General features: G+C 69.7%; 17 protein-coding genes and 1 rRNA gene. 8 read left to right on the plus strand and 10 right to left on the minus strand.

Going from position 1 to position 17,950, the window contains the following annotated elements; all coding sequences use genetic code 11:
- From G3573_RS06605 to G3573_RS06620, 3 genes are all read right to left on the minus strand, one after another.
- Nucleotides 1–101 (minus strand): 16S ribosomal RNA (locus tag G3573_RS06605); the annotation flags it as partial.
- Nucleotides 102–1,016: 915 nt separating this feature from the next.
- On the minus strand, nucleotides 1,017–1,445 hold the full coding sequence (locus G3573_RS06615) for a CBS domain-containing protein (protein WP_163260294.1): 429 nt from the start codon (nucleotides 1,443–1,445) through the stop codon (nucleotides 1,017–1,019).
- A 161-nt stretch (nucleotides 1,446–1,606) separates the two neighbouring features.
- Nucleotides 1,607–2,293 (minus strand): rhomboid family intramembrane serine protease, encoded by a 687-nt coding sequence (locus G3573_RS06620; RefSeq protein ID WP_346427349.1) that lies wholly within the window; start codon nucleotides 2,291–2,293, stop codon nucleotides 1,607–1,609.
- A gap of 181 nt (nucleotides 2,294–2,474) precedes the next feature.
- Here G3573_RS06620 and hfaA point away from each other — a divergent pair, with 181 nt between their 5' ends.
- From hfaA to msrA, 6 genes are all read left to right on the plus strand, one after another.
- Nucleotides 2,475–2,915: a holdfast anchoring protein HfaA gene (gene hfaA / locus G3573_RS06625; protein WP_163260295.1), complete on the plus strand. Its 441-nt coding sequence runs from the start codon at nucleotides 2,475–2,477 to the stop codon at nucleotides 2,913–2,915.
- Nucleotides 2,899–3,927 carry a holdfast anchoring protein HfaB gene (hfaB, locus tag G3573_RS06630; protein ID WP_276208686.1) on the plus strand — a complete coding sequence of 343 codons (1,029 nt, stop codon included), beginning with the start codon at nucleotides 2,899–2,901 and terminating at the stop codon, nucleotides 3,925–3,927. The genes hfaA and hfaB overlap by 17 nt, the downstream gene beginning before the upstream one ends.
- On the plus strand, nucleotides 3,854–5,077 hold the full coding sequence (gene hfaD / locus G3573_RS06635) for a holdfast anchor protein HfaD (RefSeq protein ID WP_163260296.1): 1,224 nt from the start codon (nucleotides 3,854–3,856) through the stop codon (nucleotides 5,075–5,077). Before hfaB ends, hfaD begins: the two co-directional genes overlap by 74 nt.
- A gap of 111 nt (nucleotides 5,078–5,188) precedes the next feature.
- On the plus strand, nucleotides 5,189–8,137 hold the full coding sequence (locus tag G3573_RS06640; RefSeq protein WP_163260297.1) for a M16 family metallopeptidase: 2,949 nt from the start codon (nucleotides 5,189–5,191) through the stop codon (nucleotides 8,135–8,137).
- Between the two features lie 150 nt (nucleotides 8,138–8,287).
- Nucleotides 8,288–10,300, plus strand: a complete 2,013-nt coding sequence (locus tag G3573_RS06645; RefSeq protein ID WP_163260298.1) for a S9 family peptidase — start codon at nucleotides 8,288–8,290, stop codon at nucleotides 10,298–10,300.
- 113 nt (nucleotides 10,301–10,413) lie between these two features.
- Nucleotides 10,414–10,932, plus strand: coding sequence for a peptide-methionine (S)-S-oxide reductase MsrA (gene msrA / locus G3573_RS06650; protein ID WP_163260299.1), 519 nt, complete (start codon nucleotides 10,414–10,416; stop codon nucleotides 10,930–10,932).
- 127 nt (nucleotides 10,933–11,059) lie between these two features.
- Here msrA and G3573_RS06655 read toward each other — a convergent pair whose 3' ends face one another.
- The gene (locus G3573_RS06655; protein ID WP_163260300.1) at nucleotides 11,060–11,917 is read right to left on the minus strand and encodes a hypothetical protein; all 858 of its coding nucleotides are present in this window, start codon (nucleotides 11,915–11,917) and stop codon (nucleotides 11,060–11,062) included.
- Between the two features lie 157 nt (nucleotides 11,918–12,074).
- Between G3573_RS06655 and G3573_RS06660 the strand changes: the two genes are divergently transcribed.
- Entirely contained in the window at nucleotides 12,075–12,614 is a 540-nt protein-coding gene (locus tag G3573_RS06660; RefSeq protein ID WP_163260301.1) for a PAS domain-containing protein, read from the plus strand.
- Nucleotides 12,615–12,805: 191 nt separating this feature from the next.
- Here G3573_RS06660 and G3573_RS06665 read toward each other — a convergent pair whose 3' ends face one another.
- The gene (locus tag G3573_RS06665) at nucleotides 12,806–13,336 is read right to left on the minus strand and encodes a gamma carbonic anhydrase family protein (protein ID WP_163260302.1); all 531 of its coding nucleotides are present in this window, start codon (nucleotides 13,334–13,336) and stop codon (nucleotides 12,806–12,808) included.
- 315 nt (nucleotides 13,337–13,651) lie between these two features.
- On the opposite strand from G3573_RS06665, the gene G3573_RS06670 reads away from it, so the two are divergent.
- Nucleotides 13,652–14,422, plus strand: a complete 771-nt coding sequence (locus G3573_RS06670; protein WP_163260303.1) for a PhoH family protein — start codon at nucleotides 13,652–13,654, stop codon at nucleotides 14,420–14,422.
- Between the two features lie 70 nt (nucleotides 14,423–14,492).
- Here G3573_RS06670 and G3573_RS06675 read toward each other — a convergent pair whose 3' ends face one another.
- From G3573_RS06675 to G3573_RS06695, 5 genes are all read right to left on the minus strand, one after another.
- Nucleotides 14,493–15,692: a cation:proton antiporter gene (locus G3573_RS06675; RefSeq protein ID WP_163260304.1), complete on the minus strand. Its 1,200-nt coding sequence runs from the start codon at nucleotides 15,690–15,692 to the stop codon at nucleotides 14,493–14,495.
- 97 nt (nucleotides 15,693–15,789) lie between these two features.
- Complete coding sequence (locus G3573_RS06680; protein WP_163260305.1) at nucleotides 15,790–16,128, minus strand: cupin domain-containing protein; 339 nt, start codon at nucleotides 16,126–16,128, stop codon at nucleotides 15,790–15,792.
- A gap of 4 nt (nucleotides 16,129–16,132) precedes the next feature.
- Nucleotides 16,133–16,339 (minus strand): DUF3126 family protein, encoded by a 207-nt coding sequence (locus G3573_RS22185; protein WP_163260306.1) that lies wholly within the window; start codon nucleotides 16,337–16,339, stop codon nucleotides 16,133–16,135.
- A 114-nt stretch (nucleotides 16,340–16,453) separates the two neighbouring features.
- Nucleotides 16,454–17,272, minus strand: a complete 819-nt coding sequence (cysE, locus tag G3573_RS06690; protein ID WP_163260307.1) for a serine O-acetyltransferase — start codon at nucleotides 17,270–17,272, stop codon at nucleotides 16,454–16,456.
- Nucleotides 17,272–17,931 carry an NUDIX hydrolase gene (locus G3573_RS06695; protein ID WP_163260308.1) on the minus strand — a complete coding sequence of 220 codons (660 nt, stop codon included), beginning with the start codon at nucleotides 17,929–17,931 and terminating at the stop codon, nucleotides 17,272–17,274. The genes cysE and G3573_RS06695 overlap by 1 nt, the downstream gene beginning before the upstream one ends.
- Nucleotides 17,932–17,950: the final 19 nt, after the last annotated feature.

Here is a 17,950-nt window from a genome sequence, read left to right on the forward strand (position 1 = left end):
TACTCACCCGTCCGCCACTAACCCCGAAGGGTTCGTTCGACTTGCATGTGTTAGGCCTGCCGCCAGCGTTCGCTCTGAGCCAGGATCAAACTCTCAGGTTGAGTTGAGCACTGACCTTCGCGTAACCAGCCCCGAAGGACCGGTTGGCGTAGTCTGCGTATTTCTTGACGAGTTCCCACGATCGTCGATCCCGAAGGACCGACATTCATGGTGTCTTCTTCAAGAGACCGCATTCGTCAGCGTTCAGAACAGCTTCTAGAGCCGTTCGCCAGAACGCCGCCGCCTGCGTTTCTCTTTCCAGATCAACGATGTCAAAGACCCGACCGCCTCAGCGGCCCCACCGTTTAGCGCCCGGTGGCGGCGAGGAGGGCGGCTTTTATTCCGCCCCGTTTTCCGTGTCAAGCAGTTCTTTTTGAAGAAGAACCACTTTTCACTTTTCGCTCCGGCCGGATGCTTCCGGCTTTTGCGAGGAGCGACGCTTCTATTGAAGCGCCGATCCGGTGTCAAGCAGTTTTTTCTTTCGAAGAACCTGCTCTTCACTTCCCGCCAGAGCCGAAGACTTTCGGATCTAGCAGAGAGCGGCGTATCTATTGATCCACCGCTCCAGTGTCAAGCGCGTTTTTCTTTCGAAGAGCTCGCTTTTTACTTCACCGCGTTATCCGAATACTTCCGGATCCCGCGGGGAGCGGCGTATCTATTGATCCGCCGATCCGGTGTCAACCGATCCTTTTCAGGAATTTCGCGATCCGCCGGCGAGCCGGAATTCAGAACGCAAAAGTCGTCGCGGGAGCCGAGGAGCTTCCCCCAAAGTCCGGACGATTCGATTGAGGCTGGGGACGATAGCGAAAGCACGTAGCGGCCGCAAGAGGGTCACTACCCCTTTCGGCCGACCGGCGTCGCCCGTCCCCGAGCGAGGGGCGGATATACGGACCCGCTCCCAGCAACGCAAGGCGCCTGAGCGCGACATTTTGGGTCCGAACAAATCCGCAGGGCATCGCCCTCCCCTCGCCCGCGGGTCAGCCGTGCACGATGTAGTGCTTCAGCGTCTCGGCCTCGAGCACGGTCTCGGCGATACGGCTCTTCACCAGGTCGCCGATCGAGACGATGCCGCTGAGCTTCTCCTCGCGCATCACCGGCAGGTGGCGCACCCGCCGGTCGGTCATCCGCCCCATCAGCTCGTCGACCGTCTCGGTCGGCAGGGCGACCACCACCTTCTTGGTCATATATGTGCGCACCGGCCGCTCCAGCGCCGGCGGACCGTCGTCGGCCACGGCGCGCACCACGTCCCGTTCCGAGAATATGCCGACGACGCGGCCTTTCTCGAGCACCACCAGCGCGCCCACCTTGCGGGCCTGCAGTTCGCGCGCGGCGTCCTGGAGCGAGATGTCCGGGGCGCAGGTGAACACCGCGTCGCCCTTGGCTTTCAGTATCTCAGTGACGAGCATGCGGCGCCTCCCGAGCGTGCCTGGAGCCCTCCCGTCAGCGGGGAACGTCCGAAACGGGCCGGAAGGCTCCAATCTTTTTGCGTTGGAGCGCGCTCGCGCCTGGCGGGCCGCGCTCCGGCGTCCTCTTCACCGAGCAAGGGTCGCCCAAAGCGGGCGCGGAATCAATTCGCGCCGGCGAACGGGTCGGCGTCGTCGACCAGCGGCCGCGGCCGGCGCGCGAACAGGGCCGCCCACGGGCCGATCAGCAGCACGCCGGCGAAGAAGCCGACAATGTGCGCCTCCCAGGCGATCGCCTGGCCGCCCGAGCCGGGCGCGAAACCGACCACGCCGACCAGCAGGTTCACGGCGATCCAGGCCGCGCCCATGCCCACCACCGTGCGGCTGAACACCGGCCCCAGCCGCCCGCGCCCTTCCAGCAGTCGCGCGGCCGCGCCCATCAGGCCCGACACCGCCCCCGACGCGCCGACCATCACCACCGCGCTGCCCGGATGCAGCAGGGCGTAGCCCCAGCTGGCGAGCACGCCGCACAGTACATAGAAGGCGAAGAAGGCGAGCGCGCGCGGCGGCGACTGTCCGAACAGCCGCGCCACCGGCACGCCGAAGGTGAAGGCGCCGACCGCGTTCAGGGCCGCATGGGCCCAGTTGCCGTGCACCAGCAGGGCCGTGAACAGGCCGATGGTGCGCCCCTGCTCCAGGTCGCGCGGGGCCAGGCCGTAGATCTGCTGGACCTGCTGGTTCAATTCGAGCGGCAGCGAGGCCTGCCAGGCGTAGCCGCCCAGGATCAGGGCGGCCAGGGCCACCGGCGGCCACGGCGCGCTGAACATCGGCTCGCCTCGCCTGCCGCTCACCACGCCCTCCTGCATCCGCCGACCTTGTCCTTCCTTAAAGCGTGCGCGCGCCGCGCCGGTTTCGCCGCCCATTTGGCGAGCGCGATCCGAATCTCAAGGCGTCTCATAAGAACCACGTTCGACTTTGGCACGCCCGTTGCTGTCGAAGGCATCAGGAATTCGCCCGACGGGGGAGACGTCCATGTTCGAGACACCACGCCACGCGAAAGCCGCGGCCCTGAGCGCGCTGGCGCTCGCGCTGTGCGCTTCCGGGGCGGCCGCCCAGTCGATGTCGTCGACCTCGGCCGAGTACAACGCCGGCTACGGCCGCACGCCGGGCCAGGAGAACCGCCCGGTCAACCCCTCCACCCGCGACGCCAACGGCAACCGGGTGATCGTCGACGGGGTGATGCAGATCGGCTCCGACCAGAGCGTCTACGCCCGCGCCTCGGCCTTCGGGGCCGGCGACGCCTACGCCGGGGCCGGCGCGCTCGGCGGGGCCACGGCCATCGGCAACAACCTGTCGGTCATCGTCCAGGGCTCCTGGAACACGGTGATCATCAACTCCACCCAGATCAACAACGGCGACGTCGTCGCCGGCGCCGACCTCAACGGGAGCATCGACCTTGACGGCCCGCAGTAACTTGACGCGCCGCCTGCGCGCGCCCGCGGTTCTGGCGGTCGCCTCGCTGGCGCTGACCGCCTGCGTCTCGCCGGTGGCGGGGCCCAGCGGCGTCTACGCCCAGCCGATCGGCAACGCGCCGGTCACCGCCAACCCGACCCCCTACTCCGCCGCCCTGGTCTGCCTGGGCGACCACGCCCGTCGCCACAACCTGCCCTCGCCGCGCATCGCGGTCGGCCGGATCAGCGACTACACCGGCAAGGAAGAAGCCGAGGGCGGCCGCAAGGTGACGCAAGGCGCGTCGCTGATGGCCATCTCGGCCCTGGCCAAGTCCGGCGCGCGGCTGGTCGAGCGCTACGACACCTCGGTGTCGGAGCTGGAGCTCAAATACGCCAACAACAAGCTGATCACCGACGAGGCCCTGGCCACGCCGGGCCAGCCGCAGAGCTACCGGAAAATCACCTCCGGCCAGGTGCCCGGCTCCGACTTCTATCTGGTCGGCGGCGTCACCGAGCTGAACTACAACATCCGCTCGGCCGGCTTCGACGTCGCCGGCGGCGAGAGCGCGACCAAGGGCCTGAAGGGCGTGGCGCGCGGGCGGACCTTCGTGATGAACGTCGGCCTGGACCTGCGCCTGGTCGAGACCCGCACCCTCGAGGTGGTCGACGTGGTCTCCTACCAGAAGCAGATCATCGGCCGCGAAGTCAGCGGCGGCCTGTTCGACTTCTTCGACGGCAACGTCATCGACATCTCGGCCGGCGAAGGCGGGCTGGAGCCGGTGCAGCTGGCCGTCCGCGCCGTGGTCGAGCGCGCGGTCGTCGAAATGATGGCCAACCTCTACGGGGTCACCGGCCCCGAAGCCTGCCTGGACGCCGCCAACGACCCGCTGGGCGGGCGCACCAACACCGCCGGCGTCACCGGCGCCTTCATCCCGGCCTACGACAATCTCGGAACGAACAATGCCGCGACCCGTCAGGACCCTTCTCGCTGGAACGCTGATCGCGACGACAACCTTCGTCGGGGCCGCTACTAGTCAGAGCCTGGACAACGAGCAGGTCCAGACCGGGGACGTGTTCTCCGGCCAGACCCTGAACGTCGTCACGGTCGACGACCAGGTCACCGGCGCGACCACCGCCACCGGCAACGCCCTGTCGGGCGCCGTGCAGAACGGTCGGCTCGTGCTGCGCTCGGACCAGCAGTTGCGCGCCCGCATCGACGCGACCACGACCATGAGCGCGGCCCAGGTCGGCGGCGCGACCACGCTGGTCACCACCGCGGTCGGCAACACCGGCGACGCCGCCGCCTACCGCGCGGACCTGACCGCCGACGTGACCCAGACCGCCGGCTCGACCTGGATCACCGGCCGCACCGCCATCGACACGCCGAACGGCCGCTATCTGGGCGGCGCCGGCGTCTCGACGACGGCGCTGGCCAACGCCCAGGCGTTCGGCGTCGAGAACGGCCGCGCGACCTACGCGGTCGAGCAGGTCAGCGGCGCCCAGGTCGACGCGGCCACCAGCGCCACTCTTCAATATGTGCCCGCGCCCGCCGCCTTCACCACCTCGGCGGTGTCGAACAGCGTCTCGTCCAGCGGCACGAACGCGGCCCAGGAAGCGCGCGTGGTCCAGCGCACCAGCGGCGGCCCGCGCACCCAGGCGGTGACCCAGGTCTCCGCCGGCAACGCCTGGAACCTGGCCGGAACCGCCACCGCCGCGGCCAACACCGCCACGGTCGCCAACCAGGGCGGCTCGCTGGACGCGGCCTTCGATCAGACCAACGGCGGCGCGGTCCTGGCCCAGTCGAGCGTCAGCGCCTACGACTTCGGCGCGGCCTCCTCCATGGCCTACGGCGTCGGCAACTCGTCGGTGGCCAGCAACAACGACGTGGTGGTCACGGTCGACAACCTGCAGCTCAACACCGGCGGGGTGGAGGCGGCGTCGGAGTTCGTCGGCCACGCCGGCTACGACGGCTACGCCTCGGCGACCGCCATCGGCAACGCCACCACCGGCTACGCCTGTTCGGAGTGCGCCGGCGTGCTGAACGCGAACAGCCGCCAGATCAACGACGCCGACATTTCGGCGACCGCCTCGATCAACATCACGGGATCGAACCGGGCCGTGGTCGGCACGTCCACCGCGATCGGCAACACCGCCAGCTTCTATGTGAGCAGCCCGGGCGGCTGATCTCGCGCCGGTTTCGAAAGCGTTCCCGCGCCCCCATGAATTTCGCCGCAGCGCCTTGTATCGGCCACGCCGTCCGGTCACTTTCGCGCGGTCGGAGGAGACGAGACGTCCATGAACGACCTCAAACGCGTGCTCGCGGCCGCCCTGATCGCCGGATCGACGTCCGGGTGCGCCATGGTCGAGCGCGTGTTCCATTCCGACACGCCCGCCCCGACCCGCACCGCCGAGGCCCCGGTTTCGCCGAAACCGGCCGCGCCCGCACCGGTCGTCGCCGCCCAAGCTCCAGCCGCTAAGACTGTGTGGGCCCAGGACGGCAGCGACCTCGTCCCCGATCCGGCCGTGCGCTACGGCGTGCTGCCCAACGGCATGCGCTACGTGCTGATGAAGAACGCCACCCCGCCCGGCCAGGCGTCGCTGCGCCTGCGGGTCGACGCCGGCTCGCTGAACGAGCGCGACGACCAGCTGGGCCTGGCCCACTTCATCGAGCACATGGTGTTCAACGGCACCAGCCAGGTCGCCGAGGGCGACATGGTCAAGATCCTGGAGCGCGCCGGCCTGGCCTTCGGCCCGGACACCAACGCCTTCACGTCGTTCGAGCAGACCGTCTACCAGCTGGACCTGCCCAAGACCGACGAGAGCACCGTCGACACCGGCCTGTTCCTGATGCGCGAGGCCGCCGGCGAGGCGCTGCTGAAGTCCGACGCCATCGACCGCGAGCGCGGCGTGGTGCTGTCGGAGGAGCGCACCCGCGACGGCCCGGGCATGCGCATCGCCCACGCCCGCTACGACTTCCTGCTGAAGGGCCAGCTGGCGCCCAAGCGCTTCCCGATCGGCTCGACCGAGGTGATCAAGACCGCCCCGCGCGAGCCGCTGGTCGACTTCTATCGGGCCTACTACCGGCCCGAGAACACCACCCTGGTGGCGGTCGGCGACTTCGACGTCGACGCCATGGAAGCCAAGATCAAGGGCCGCTTCGCCAACTGGACCGCGCAGGGTCCGGCGGGCGCGAAGGCGGACCAGGGCCAGCTGGCCCCGCGCGGCCAGGAGGCCGAGGTGGTGGTCGAGCCGGGCGGCGCCTCCACCGTCCAGATCGGCTGGCTGAACCCGCCGGACCGCGAACCCGACACCAAGGCCGACCGGCGCAAGGCGCTGATCCGCCAGCTGGGCTTCGCCGTGCTGAACCGCCGCTACGAGCGCCTGGCCCGCGCCGGCGAGCCGCCCTTCCTGGGCGCGGCCGCCTACCGCTACACCGAGCTCGACTCCGCCGACGTCACCCTGCTGACCATGACCACCCAGCCCGGCCACTGGCGCGAGGCGATGACGGCGGCCGAGCAGGAAGAGCGCCGCATCGTCAAGTACGGCGTGCTGCAGGAAGAGCTCGACCGCGAGATCAGCGAACTGCGCGCCGCCCTCACCCAGGGCGTGGCCGGGGCCGCCACGCGCCGCACCCCGGTGCTGGCCGCGGGCCTGGTCGACTCCGTCGACGACCACGAGGTCTACACCTCGCCCGCCGACGACCTGGCCCTGTTCGAAGAGACCGTGAAGGGCCTGAAGGCCGCCACCGTCTCCGAGACTCTGAAAGCCCAGTTCGCGGGCCAGGGCCCGCTGGTGTTCGTCACCTCGCCCACCCCGATCGAGGGCGGCGAAACCAAGGTGGCGCAGGCCTTCGCCCAGTCGCAGACCGCCGAGGTCGCGCCGCCGACCGCGGTCGGCGCCAAGACCTGGGCCTATACCGACTTCGGACCGGCCGGAAAGGTCGCCGACGAGCGCGACGTCCTGGACCTCGAGACCACCTTCGTCCGCTTCGAGAACGGCGTGCGCCTGACGGTGAAGCCGACCAAGTTCCGCGACGACCAGATCCTCGTCTCGGTCCGCGTCGGCGACGGCTATCTGGACCTGCCGAAGGACCACGAGACCTCGGCCTGGGCGACCAGCGCCTCCTTCACCGAAGGGGGCCTCGGCAAGCTGACCGCCGAAGAGATGGAGCAGGTGCTGGCCTCCAACGTCTACGGGGCCAGCCTGTCGCTGGGCGAGGAAGCCTTCACCCTGTCGGGCCGCACCCGGCCCGAGGACTTCGGCCTGCAGATGCAGGTGCTGACCGCCTACCTGACCGATCCGGCCTGGCGGCCGGAGCCGTTCCAGCGGGCCCGCGCCTACGGCGCCACCCTGCACGCCCAGCTGGAATCCACGCCGGGCGGCGTGCTGGGCCGCGAGCTGGCCTCTCTGGTCAAGAACGGCGACCCGCGCTGGGCCTTCCCCAGCCGCGAGGAGATGGCCAAGTCCAGCCTCGACGAGGTGAAGTCGCTGGTCACCGGCCCGCTGCAGAACGGCCCGATCGAGGTGGTGATCGTCGGCGACGTGAACCTGGACGAGGCGATCCGTCAGACGGCGCTGACCTTCGGCGCCCTGCCGGCCCGCCATCCGGTCGCGCCGGCGGCCGACGCCGCCAAGGTGGCCTTCCCGGCGCCGAACGCCCAGCCGCTGCGCTTCACCCACAAGGGCCGCGCCGACCAGGGCCTGGCCTACGTCGCCTGGGCCACGCCGGACTTCCCCAGCGACCCGCAGCGGGCGCGCACCCTGCGCATGCTGGAACGCGTGCTGGACCTGCGCCTGACCGAGGAGCTGCGCGAGCACCAGAGCGTGACCTACTCGCCCTCGACCGCCTTCGAGTCGTCCTGGACCTTCCCGGGCTACGGCTACCTGTCGGCCTCGATCGAGGCGCCGCCGGAGAAGCTGGACGGCTTCTTCCGCGACGTGGCCAAGATCGCCGCCGACCTGCGCGCCAAGCCGCCGACCGCCGACGAGATGGACCGCGCGCGGCGCCCCCGCGTCGAGGCGCTGGAGAAGGCCAAGGCCACCAACGAGTACTGGCTGGGCCAGCTCAGCGGCGCCCAGACCGATCCGAAGAAGCTCGACGCCATCCGCGCCTCGATCCCGGGCCTGGAGCGGGTCACCCCCGCCGACGTGCAGAAGGCCGCCCAGGCCTACCTGACCGACAAGTCCTGGAAGCTGGTGGTGGTGCCGGAAGCGCAGCTGACCAAGACCGGCGGGGCGCAGTAAGCCCCGCCGACGCTGCTTTCAGGCCGACCGCAGCCTGCATGAACGAGATTTAACACCAAGACGCGCATCCGAGCGCCCGTCCGCCCGCCTCTCACTCCCGGGGGCGGCGGACGATCGTCGTTCGCCCCGCCGACGGGGAATAAGAACAACATGCGTCTCATGCTCGCCGCCGCGCTGACGGCCGGTCTCACCGCTTCGTCCGCCGCCGCCCTGGCCGCGCCTCAGCAGCCGACCCTGATCCCGCGCGAGGTGTTCTTCGGAAATCCCGAGCGGACCCAGGCCAAGGTCAGCCCCGACGGCCGCTGGCTGTCGTGGGTGGCGCCGCGCGACGGGGTGCTGAACGTCTGGGTCGCGCCGGCCTCCGATCCGAAGGCGGCCAAGCCCCTCACCCAGGAAAAGAACCGGCCGATCCCGCAGTACTTCTGGGCCCCGGACTCCTCGATGATCCTGTACGTCAACGACGCGGGCGGCGAGGAGAACTTCCACCTGTACGGCGCCGACGTCGCCACCGGCGTGGTCCGCGACCTGACCCCGTTCGAGAACACCCGCGTCAACGTCTGGGGCATCGTCCGGCACGTGACGGACAAGATCCTGGTCGGGCTGAACAACCGCGATCCGAAGTGGCACGACCTCTACAGCCTGGACCTGAAGAGCGGGAAGCTCACCCTGGTGCTGCAGAACGACGGCTTCGCCGACTTCACCGCCGACGGGACGCTGACCCCGCGCATGGCGTCCAAGCCGCGCGACGACGGCGGCACGGACTTCTACCGGATCGAGGGCGGCAAGCCGGCGGCTGAGCCGTTCGCCAGCATCGGGCTGGAGGACTCGCAGACCACCTTGCCAGCCGGCTTCTCCGACGACGGCAAGACGCTCTACTGGATCGACTCGCGTGACCGCGACACCGCCGCCCTGACGGCCCAGGACTGGGCGACGGGCAAGGTCACGGTGCTGGGCCAGGACGCCCGCGCCGACATCGGCGACTACATGACCGATCCCAAGACCGGCCGGATCGACGCCTACAGCGTCAACTACCTGACCGAGACCTGGAAGGGCCTGAACGGCCGCACCCAGGCCGACCTCGCCTGGCTGGCCGACCGCCTGCACGCCACCCCGCAGGTGACCTCGCGCAGCGACGACGATTCCGTCTGGGTGCTGAGCGCCGATCCGGTCACCGCGCCGACCGCCTTCTACAAGTTCGACCGCAAGACCAGGACGCTGACCAAGCTGTTCGTCACCCGGCCGCAGCTGGAAGGCGCCCCGCTTGCCCCCATGCACCCGATCGAGATCCGCTCGCGCGACGGACTGGTGCAGGTGTCCTACCTGACCCTGCCGCCGGGCTCCGACGCGGACGGCGACGGCGTGCCGGAAAAGGCGGTGCCGCTGGTGCTCATGCCGCACGGCGGCCCCTGGGGGCGCAACAACTACGGCTTCTCGCCGCGAACCCAATGGCTGGCGAACCGCGGCTATGCGGTCCTGTCGCCGAACTTCCGGGCCTCGGCCGGCTTCGGCAAGAAGTTCATCTCCGCCGGCGACCTCGAATGGGGCCGCAAGATGCAGGACGACCTGGACGACGCGGTCGACTGGGCGGTCAAGCAGGGCGTCACCACGCCCGACAAGGTGGCGATCTACGGCGGCTCGTACGGCGGCTATGCGGTGCTGGCCGGCATGACCTTCACGCCCGACCGCTACGCCTGCGGCATCGACGAGTACGGCATCTCGAACATGGAGACCCTGCTCTCGACCCTGCCGCCCTACTGGGAGTCGCTGAAGGCGCAGTTCTACCGGCGCATGGGCGACCCGACGACGGAAGCCGGCCGGGCCCTGCTGAAGGAGCGCTCGCCGCTGTGGAAGGCCGGCGACATCAAGGCGCCCCTGCTGATCGGCCAGGGCGCCAACGACCCGCGCGTGCGCCCGGCGGAGTCCGAGCAGATCGTGGCGGCCATGACGGCCAAGAACATCCCCGTCACCTACCTGATGTTCCCCGACGAAGGGCACGGCTGGCGCCGGCCGGAGAACAACATCGCCTTCACCGCGGCGGCGGAGAACTTCCTGCAGCCCTGCCTGGGCGGCCGGGCCGAGCCGATGGGCGAGGCGATCCGCGCCTCGTCCATGCAGGTGATCCAGGGCCAGGGCCACGTGCCCGGCCTGGCGGCGGCGAAGTAGGTCGACGCCCGGAGCCCCCGCGTCTTACGGCGCGGGGGCTTGCGCCCGCCGACGCTCGCCCAATCTGTCGAGGGACGGCCGTCGCCATGGCGGCCTCCACCGAAAGGAACGCCATGTCCACGACCGAGCGCGCCGTCCTCGCCGGCGGCTGCTTCTGGGGAATGCAGGACCTGATCCGCCGCCGCCCCGGCGTGATCTCGACCCGGGTCGGCTACTCAGGCGGCGACGTGAAGAACGCCACCTACCGCAATCACGGCACGCACGCCGAGGCGATCGAGATCGTGTTCGACCCGGCGGTCACCAGCTTCCGCGACTTGCTGGAGTTCTTCTTCCAGATCCACGACCCGACGACGCTGAACCGCCAGGGCAACGACATCGGCCTCAGCTACCGCTCGGCCATCTTCTACACCAGCGACGAACAGAAGCGGGTCGCCCTGGACACCATCGCCGACGTCGAGGCCTCGGGCCTGTGGCCGGGCAAGGTGGTCACCGCCGTCGAGCCGGTCGGCGACTTCTGGGAGGCCGAGCCCGAGCACCAGGACTATCTGGAGCGGATCCCGAACGGCTACACCTGCCACTTCCCCCGCCCCGACTGGAAGCTGCCGCGCCGCGCCGAAGCCAGGGCGGGCTGAGCGCATACGAAAAAGCCCCCGCGCCGGAAGGCCGCGGGGGCAGTTTCGCACTCAGGACAATGTCGACGGAGAGGGTCGACGCCCGCATCCTGGCCCCTAGGGCCTGAACCGGGCCTGAACCGGGTGTTTAACGGACGATCCCGCCCACCCCGCCGTCGAGGCTGATGCTCAGCGAGGAGCCGGCCGACGCCCTGGCCGACGCCGAGGCGGAGGCTTCCGTCTCCTCACGGCGGTAGGTCTCGGTTCGGGACATGGTCAGCACCTTCACCCCCGCGCCATAGCGGCGCAGCAGCGAACGCTCGTTGCAGTCGCGGGCCGGCTTCTGGGTGCGGCAGGCCACCTGGCCGCCGGGCGCGTGATAGAGGGCCTCGCCCTTCACGCAGGCGATGGTCTCGCCACGGTCGAAGCTGAGGGCGTCGGAATAGTCGGCCACCGTCGCCTGCATGCGGCTGCCGGCCAGGCAGCGGAAGATCTCGCCGTCATAGGTCTCGTCGACCTCGCGATCCGGACGGACCTGGGAGGCCGGGTGCGGCACGGCCCGGTCGTCCAGGCAGACCGCCTGGATGGCGACGCGCCTGGTCACCGTGCGGGTCGAGACGGCGGCGACCGCGTGGGCGCTGGCCTCGGCTTCGGCCGCGGTTTCGACGTTCAGGCCCTGGATCAGGCCGGGTTGCGGCTGGTCGACGTACCAGGACGAGCCGCCGCCGATGAACACCACCCCGCCCGCCGAAGCGCCGGCGGACGCGCTCGCCGAAGCGGAGGCCGAGGCGTTGACCACCACCGCGCCGGAAACCACCACGTTCACGCCGGGCACGTTGACCGTGTGCCCGCCCGTGCAGCAGGGCGTCGAGGGCGGAGGCGGCGGGGGCGGAGCGGTGCAGCACGGCGGCGTCGCCGTGCAGCAGCGCGCGGCGGCCGGTCCGGCCAGCGCCAGGACGGCCAGACCCGCGGCGGCGGCCAGCCAGGTGTTGAAGCGTGCGAGCATGCGTGCCCCTCCGAAACTCTCCGGGAGGCCTCAGCAAAATCCGTTCCGCTCCACATTCGTGGTTAAGGCCCCGCGGAGCCTGCAACAAAGCCCAAGCGGCGCCGTTATGCCCGTTCGCGGTCGGGTTCTTGCGAGTCCCCGCCTACAGGAGGGCCGGGTGTTCCATACCAACACACAGCGGGTGATCGACTACTGGCGCAGCCTGCGCACCGGGCCGTCGGCGCCGTCGCGCGCGGCCTTCGACCCGATGGTCCTGCACAAGCTCCTCCCGCAGGTGTTCATGGTGGGACGCGGCGCCGGCGGCCTGCCGCTGCGCCTGGCCGGCGACGAGGTGATCCAGCTGCACGGCCGCTCGCTGCGCGCCGCGCCCTTCCTGTCGATGTGGGCCTCGCCCAGCCGCGCCGCCGCCCGCGACGCGGCGGTGGCCGCCGTGCGCGGGGTCGAACCCGTGGTGATCATGACCGAGGGTCGCACCCAGGCCGGCGACCGGCTGGGACTTGAGATCCTGCTGGCTCCGCTGGTCGGCCCGTCCGGCGTGGTCGACCGCCTGTTGGGCCTGCATCAGCCGACCACCGGCACCGACGTGCTGGAGCAGCGCCCGCTGCACGAACTGCACGCCCGCCTGACCGTCTACGCCGGCGGCGGCGACGCCAAGCTGGCCGCGTCGGTTGCGGAAACGGGACGGTTGCGGGCGTAGCGCTTCTCCTCCCCTGCGAAGCGGGGGAGGGGGACCATGCGAAGCATGGTGGAGGGGGCGAACCGCGCCTGCTCCGATTGAAATTGCACGTCACGAAAACCGAGGACGCCGCGCTTCCGGCTCGCCCCCTCCACCGCCCTTCGGGCGGTCCCCCTCCCCCGTTCCGCTGCGCTTCACAGGGGAGGAGACGCTCACTTCACCGCCGTCAAATCCCGCGCGTAGCGCTTCCAGTTCTCGACGTAGTGGTCCGCCGACAGCTTCAGGAAGGCGATCTGCTCGGGGGTCAGCTCGCGCACCACGCGGCCGGGCGCGCCGACGACCAGGCTGTTGTCCGGGATTTCCTTGCCCTCGGGGATCAGGGCGTGGGCGCCGATCAGGCAGTTCTTCCCGATCTTGGCGCGGGCCAGCACGATCGCCCCGATGCCGATCAGGCTGTTGTCGCCGATCTCGCAGCTGTGGATCATCGCCATGTGGCCGACGGTGACGTCCTTGCCGATGGTCAGCGGCAGGCCGACGTCGGAGTGAAGCACCGAGCCGTCCTGGATGTTCGTATTCTCACCGATGGTGATCGGATCGTTGTCGCCGCGGACCACGGCGGAGAACCAGACGCTCGCGTTCTTTTCGAGAATCACGTCTCCTAGGACGGTCGCATTGGGCGCGATCCAGTAATCGCCCTCCGACGGCAACTTCGGTTGCTTGTCGCCCAACCGATAAACATTCATCCGAACACCCCGCAATTGACATCCAACTGTCACTTAACCGGCCGATAACCACATGCCATCATTCTGGCCATGTGGTTCGGCGGGCCTGATTCGACCCAATGAAAGCACAGCGGCCGGCGCGATCCCCGCTCCGGTGCAGACTACGGAGTTCAGGGTGTCACGCTCGGCCTTCCGACGGGACGATGGACCACTGAAGCCCCGGCTCGCAACCGAGCCGCCTGGCTTCGGCTCACCTGAGCGCCAATTCCTTGCGACCTGTTCGAAGGGCGACCGCACCGCGGTTCGCCCTTTTTTCATGCCCCGACGGAGGCTCCCATGACGAAACGTGCGCTCAAACGTTCGGCCCGCGAAGGTTCGTTCAACGTCGCCGAGTTCGAAGACGCCAAAGTTCGGCGCCTGCCGGTGGAGCGCGGCTGGTCGCCGATGGCGAACGAGCCGCAGCGCGGGGAGCGCCGTGATCAGTCGTACATGAAGACGCTGAAGCCGAAGTCGGAGGGTCAGGCGCGCCTGCTGGAGGCGATCGACGCCAAGAACCTGGTGATGGCCCTGGGGCCGGCCGGCACCGGCAAGACGTATCTGGCCATCTCCAAGGCGGTCGAGGCGCTGGAGGCCGGCCGCATCGACCGGATCGTGCTGTCGCGCCCCGCGGTCGAGGCCGGGGAATCCATCGGCTTCCTGCCGGGCGCCATGGAGGACAAGCTCGCCCCCTACCTGCGGCCGCTCTACGACGCCCTGTCGGACCGGCTGTCGATGAAGCAGGTGCGCCACCTGATGGCCGACGGCGCGATCGAGATCGCCCCGGTCGGCTACATGCGCGGGCGCACCCTGAACAACGCCTTCGTGGTGATCGACGAGGCCCAGAACTGCACCTACGTGCAGCTGAAGATGCTGCTGACACGCCTGGGCTGGCACTCGACCATGGTGGTCACCGGCGATCCGAACCAGACCGACCTGCTGCCGGGCATGAGCGGCCTGGCCGAGATCGCCGACAAGCTGCAGGTGCTGCCGGACGTCTCGGTCGTGCGCCTGGCCGAACAGGACATCGTCCGCCACCCGCTGGTGGCCAGCATGGTGGGGGTGATCTGAAGGGGCGAACCGGGGGGACCACGCGAAAGCGTGGTGAAGGGGGGCGCGGTCCGCGCCCCCCTTCTTCGTTTCAGGCCGCAGCCGCCCGCGCCTCGGCCTTGCCGGCCAGCAGGTCGGCCAGCTTGAACACGAACGGATTGAGCGCGATCGACAGCAGGGCCGCGGCCAGGATCAGGTCGTGGGTCTGACGGCTCATCACCCCCAGGCCCATGCCCACCGCGGCCAGCACGAAGGAGAACTCGCCGATCTGGGCCAGGCTGGCGGCGACCATGAAGCTGGCGCGGCGCTCCAGGCGGAACAGGGTGGTGATGATCAGGGCGGCGATCGACTTGCCGACCAGCACGATGGCCAGCACCGCCGCGACGGCCAGCGGCTCGCGCACCAGGATGGTCGGGTCGAACAGCATGCCGACCGAGACGAAGAACAGCACCGCGAAGGCGTCGCGCAGCGGCATGGCCCGCTCGGCGGCGTTGTGGCCGAGCGCCGAGCCGTTCAGCACCAGGCCGGCGACGAAGGCGCCCAGCGCGAACGACGCGCCGAACACGGCGTAGGCCAGGTAGGCGATGCCCAGCGCGATGGCCAGCACGCCCAGGGTGAACAGCTCGCGCGAGCGGGTGTGGGCGATACGCACGAACACCCAGGGCAGGACGCGCCCGCCGACGACGAACATCAGGGCGACGAAGGCGGCCACCTTCACCAGGGTCCAGCCGATGCTCATGCCGACCGCGACGGGATCGTAGGCGCCCTTGGCCTTCACCAGCAGCGGCAGCAGCACGAGCGCGATGACGATCACCAGGTCTTCGACCACCAGCCAGCCGACCGCCACGGCGCCGGTCTCGGTCTTGACCTGTTTGCGCTCCTCGAGCGCGCGCAGCAGCACCACGGTCGAGGCCACCGACAGGGCGAAGCCCAGCAGGAAAGCCTCCAGGTCCGGCAGCCCCATCAGCCGGCCCAGTCCCCACCCCAGCGCGGTGGCGGCGGCGATCTGCACCAGCGCGCCCGGCAGGGCGACCTTGCGCACCCGCATCAGGTCCTGGGGCGAGAAGTGCAGGCCCACGCCGAACATCAGCAGGATCACGCCGATCTCGGCCAACTGCGGGGCCAGCTCGGCGTCGGCGACGAAGCCGGGGGTGAAGGGGCCGGCCGCGACGCCGGCGAGCAGGTAGCCCACCAATGGCGACAGTTTGAACCGCAAGGCCAACATGCCGAACACGAAGGCCAGCACGAAGGCGCCGACCAGGGTGAGGATCAGGCTGTCGGAATGCGGCATCGGGTCTCCTGCGATTGTGGGCGAGCCCCCGAATTGGCCTGTGAACGGCCAAGGCGCAACCCCCGCGGGGTCGCTTTCTCCCTCTCCTACGGAGTTGTTATCTCGCCTTCTCAGGGCCGAAGAACACGGCCCACGTCGCGAAGTTCTCGCTCAGCCGGTCGAACCGGTGCGTCGCGCCGGCCGGCACGAACAGGGCGTCGCCCGCCTCGACCTCGGCGATCTCGTCGCCCCGGTGCAGGCGCGCCGAGCCGCGCGCGACGATGTAGAGCTCGTCGCGCGTATGGGTCGCTTCCTGCAGGTCGGCGCCCGGCGGCTTGTAGAATTCGAGGGTGAGGTCGCCGCGTTCGAACACAACGTCGAACGGCCGGTCGACCCCGCCGATCATGTCCATGGCGTCCCACAGGTCGAACTTCAGCGGTTCGCCCGGGGCCGCCATCGGATCAGTCCAGATCTTCGGCCAGGATGGCCATTTCGAACATGAACGAGCCGTCCTCGTCCTCGTCCTGGTAGACCACGCCGATGAACTCCTCGCCGATGTAGACCTCGGCGGAGTCCTTCTGCTTCGGGCGCGGCTTCAGGCCGATCTGGGCGTTGGCGAAGGTGCGCTTCAGGTGCGTTTCGATGCGCTGGATGTCTTTGTCGTTCACGTCGGACCTCGCCTCGGTTCGGGCGCACCGTTTAGGGCGGAACGCACGGGAGGGCAAACGCCGAAAGCCCGGCCCGCGCTCCCGAACTGGGGACAAGCGGGGCCGGGTTCCCGATCAGATGACGTAATCGTACGCCGCGTCCGAGAGGGTCTGGTCCATCGTCTTGGCCGGCTCCTCGCAGGAGGGGCAGTTGACGATGCGGGCCGGCACGCCGGCGGCGGTGCAGTGCGCCGGCACCGGCTTCAGCACCACCGAGCCCGAGGCGATCTTGGCGTAGTCGCCGATCTCGATGTTGCCCAGCACCTTGGCGCCGGCGCCCAGCAGCACGCCCTTTCCGATCTTCGGGTGGCGGTCGCCGCGCTCGGCCCCGGTGCCGCCCAGGGTCACCCCGTGCAGCATGGAGACGTCGTCGCCCACCACCGCGGTCTCGCCGATGACGATGCCAGTGGCGTGGTCGATGAACACGCCCTTGCCGAAGCGGGCGGCCGGATGGATGTCGACCTGGAACAGCTCCGACATGCGGCTCTGCAGGTGCAGCGCCAGGGTCTCGCGCCCCTGGCTCCACAGCCGGTGCGCCACGCGATGTATCTGCAGGGCCTGGAAGCCCTTGAAGAACAGGAAGGGCTGCAGATAGCCCTTGGTCGCCGGGTCGCGTTCGAACACGGCGTGCAGGTCGGCCTCGGCCGCGCCCAGGCAGGCCGGGTCGGCGTAGGCCTGCTGGCAGATCTCGCGCACGGTCATGGCGTTCAGCTCGGCGTCGCCGAGCTTGCGGGCCAGCTGGAACGACAGGGCCGAGCCCAGATCGTCGTGCGACAGCACCACGGCGTTCAGCAGCGAGGCCAGGCTGGGCTCGGTGCGCGCGGCCGCGGCGGCCTCCTCGCGCAGGGCCGACCAGACCACCGAGCCGCGCACGACTTCCAGGCGATGCGCCATCAGTTCGCTCCTTCGACCTCGACGGCCGCTCTCTCTTCTAGCATGGCCCGGGCCAGCTCGCCCGGCAGCTCGCCTTCGCGGGCCATATGGTAGGCGCGCAGCACCGCCGCCACCGTCAACGAGTCCCGCACCTGTCCGGTCACCACCGCGTCCAGCAACGCGCGAAACGGCACGCGGGCCACGTCCAGCGCCTCGGTTTCGTCCGGCTCGACCTCGCCGTGGCTGAAGCCGGTGGCCAGGTAACACACGCCCCGCTCGTCGGTGATGGAGTTGGACAGCTCCATGCGCAGGATCTCGCGAAACTCGGCCGCCTCCAGGCCGGTCTCCTCGCGCAGCTCGCGCCGGGCGGCCTCCAGCGGCGGCTCGTCGAACGGCGCGCCGCCCTCCGGAATCTCCCAGGAGAAGTTGCGCAGGGGAAAGCGCTGCTGGCCGACCAGGGTGACGGTGCCGTCCTCGTGCAGCGGCAGGACGCCGACCGCGACGTTCTTGAACCGCACCACGCCGTAATAGGCGGGCCGTCCGGTGGGCGCGACCGCGTCGTGCTCGGTGACGCCGATCCAGGGGTTGTCGAAGCTGACCTTCCCCTCCCCGCTGCGCCAGGCCGGCGGCCGCTCGCGGCCCGCGGCCCAGGCCGGTTCGTCGGCGTCGTCGGGTTTCACGCGCAAAACCGCTTCCCAC

Source organism: Caulobacter sp. 17J65-9 (assembly GCF_010975005.1).
Classification (GTDB): Bacteria; Pseudomonadota; Alphaproteobacteria; order Caulobacterales; family Caulobacteraceae; genus 17J80-11.

Excerpts from the sequence above, each read along its gene's own strand:
- G3573_RS06615 (WP_163260294.1), bottom strand. The coding sequence starts at position 1,445 with ATGCTCGTCACTGAGATACTGAAAGCCAAGGGCGACGCGGTGTTCACC.
- hfaA (WP_163260295.1), top strand. The coding sequence starts at position 2,475 with ATGTTCGAGACACCACGCCACGCGAAAGCCGCGGCCCTGAGCGCGCTG.
- hfaD (WP_163260296.1), top strand. The coding sequence starts at position 3,854 with ATGCCGCGACCCGTCAGGACCCTTCTCGCTGGAACGCTGATCGCGACG.
- G3573_RS06640 (WP_163260297.1), top strand. The coding sequence starts at position 5,189 with ATGAACGACCTCAAACGCGTGCTCGCGGCCGCCCTGATCGCCGGATCG.
- G3573_RS06645 (WP_163260298.1), top strand. The coding sequence starts at position 8,288 with ATGCGTCTCATGCTCGCCGCCGCGCTGACGGCCGGTCTCACCGCTTCG.
- msrA (WP_163260299.1), top strand. The coding sequence starts at position 10,414 with ATGTCCACGACCGAGCGCGCCGTCCTCGCCGGCGGCTGCTTCTGGGGA.
- G3573_RS06655 (WP_163260300.1), bottom strand. The coding sequence starts at position 11,917 with ATGCTCGCACGCTTCAACACCTGGCTGGCCGCCGCCGCGGGTCTGGCC.
- G3573_RS06665 (WP_163260302.1), bottom strand. The coding sequence starts at position 13,336 with ATGAATGTTTATCGGTTGGGCGACAAGCAACCGAAGTTGCCGTCGGAG.
- G3573_RS06670 (WP_163260303.1), top strand. The coding sequence starts at position 13,652 with ATGACGAAACGTGCGCTCAAACGTTCGGCCCGCGAAGGTTCGTTCAAC.
- G3573_RS06675 (WP_163260304.1), bottom strand. The coding sequence starts at position 15,692 with ATGCCGCATTCCGACAGCCTGATCCTCACCCTGGTCGGCGCCTTCGTG.
- G3573_RS06680 (WP_163260305.1), bottom strand. The coding sequence starts at position 16,128 with ATGGCGGCCCCGGGCGAACCGCTGAAGTTCGACCTGTGGGACGCCATG.
- cysE (WP_163260307.1), bottom strand. The coding sequence starts at position 17,272 with ATGGCGCATCGCCTGGAAGTCGTGCGCGGCTCGGTGGTCTGGTCGGCC.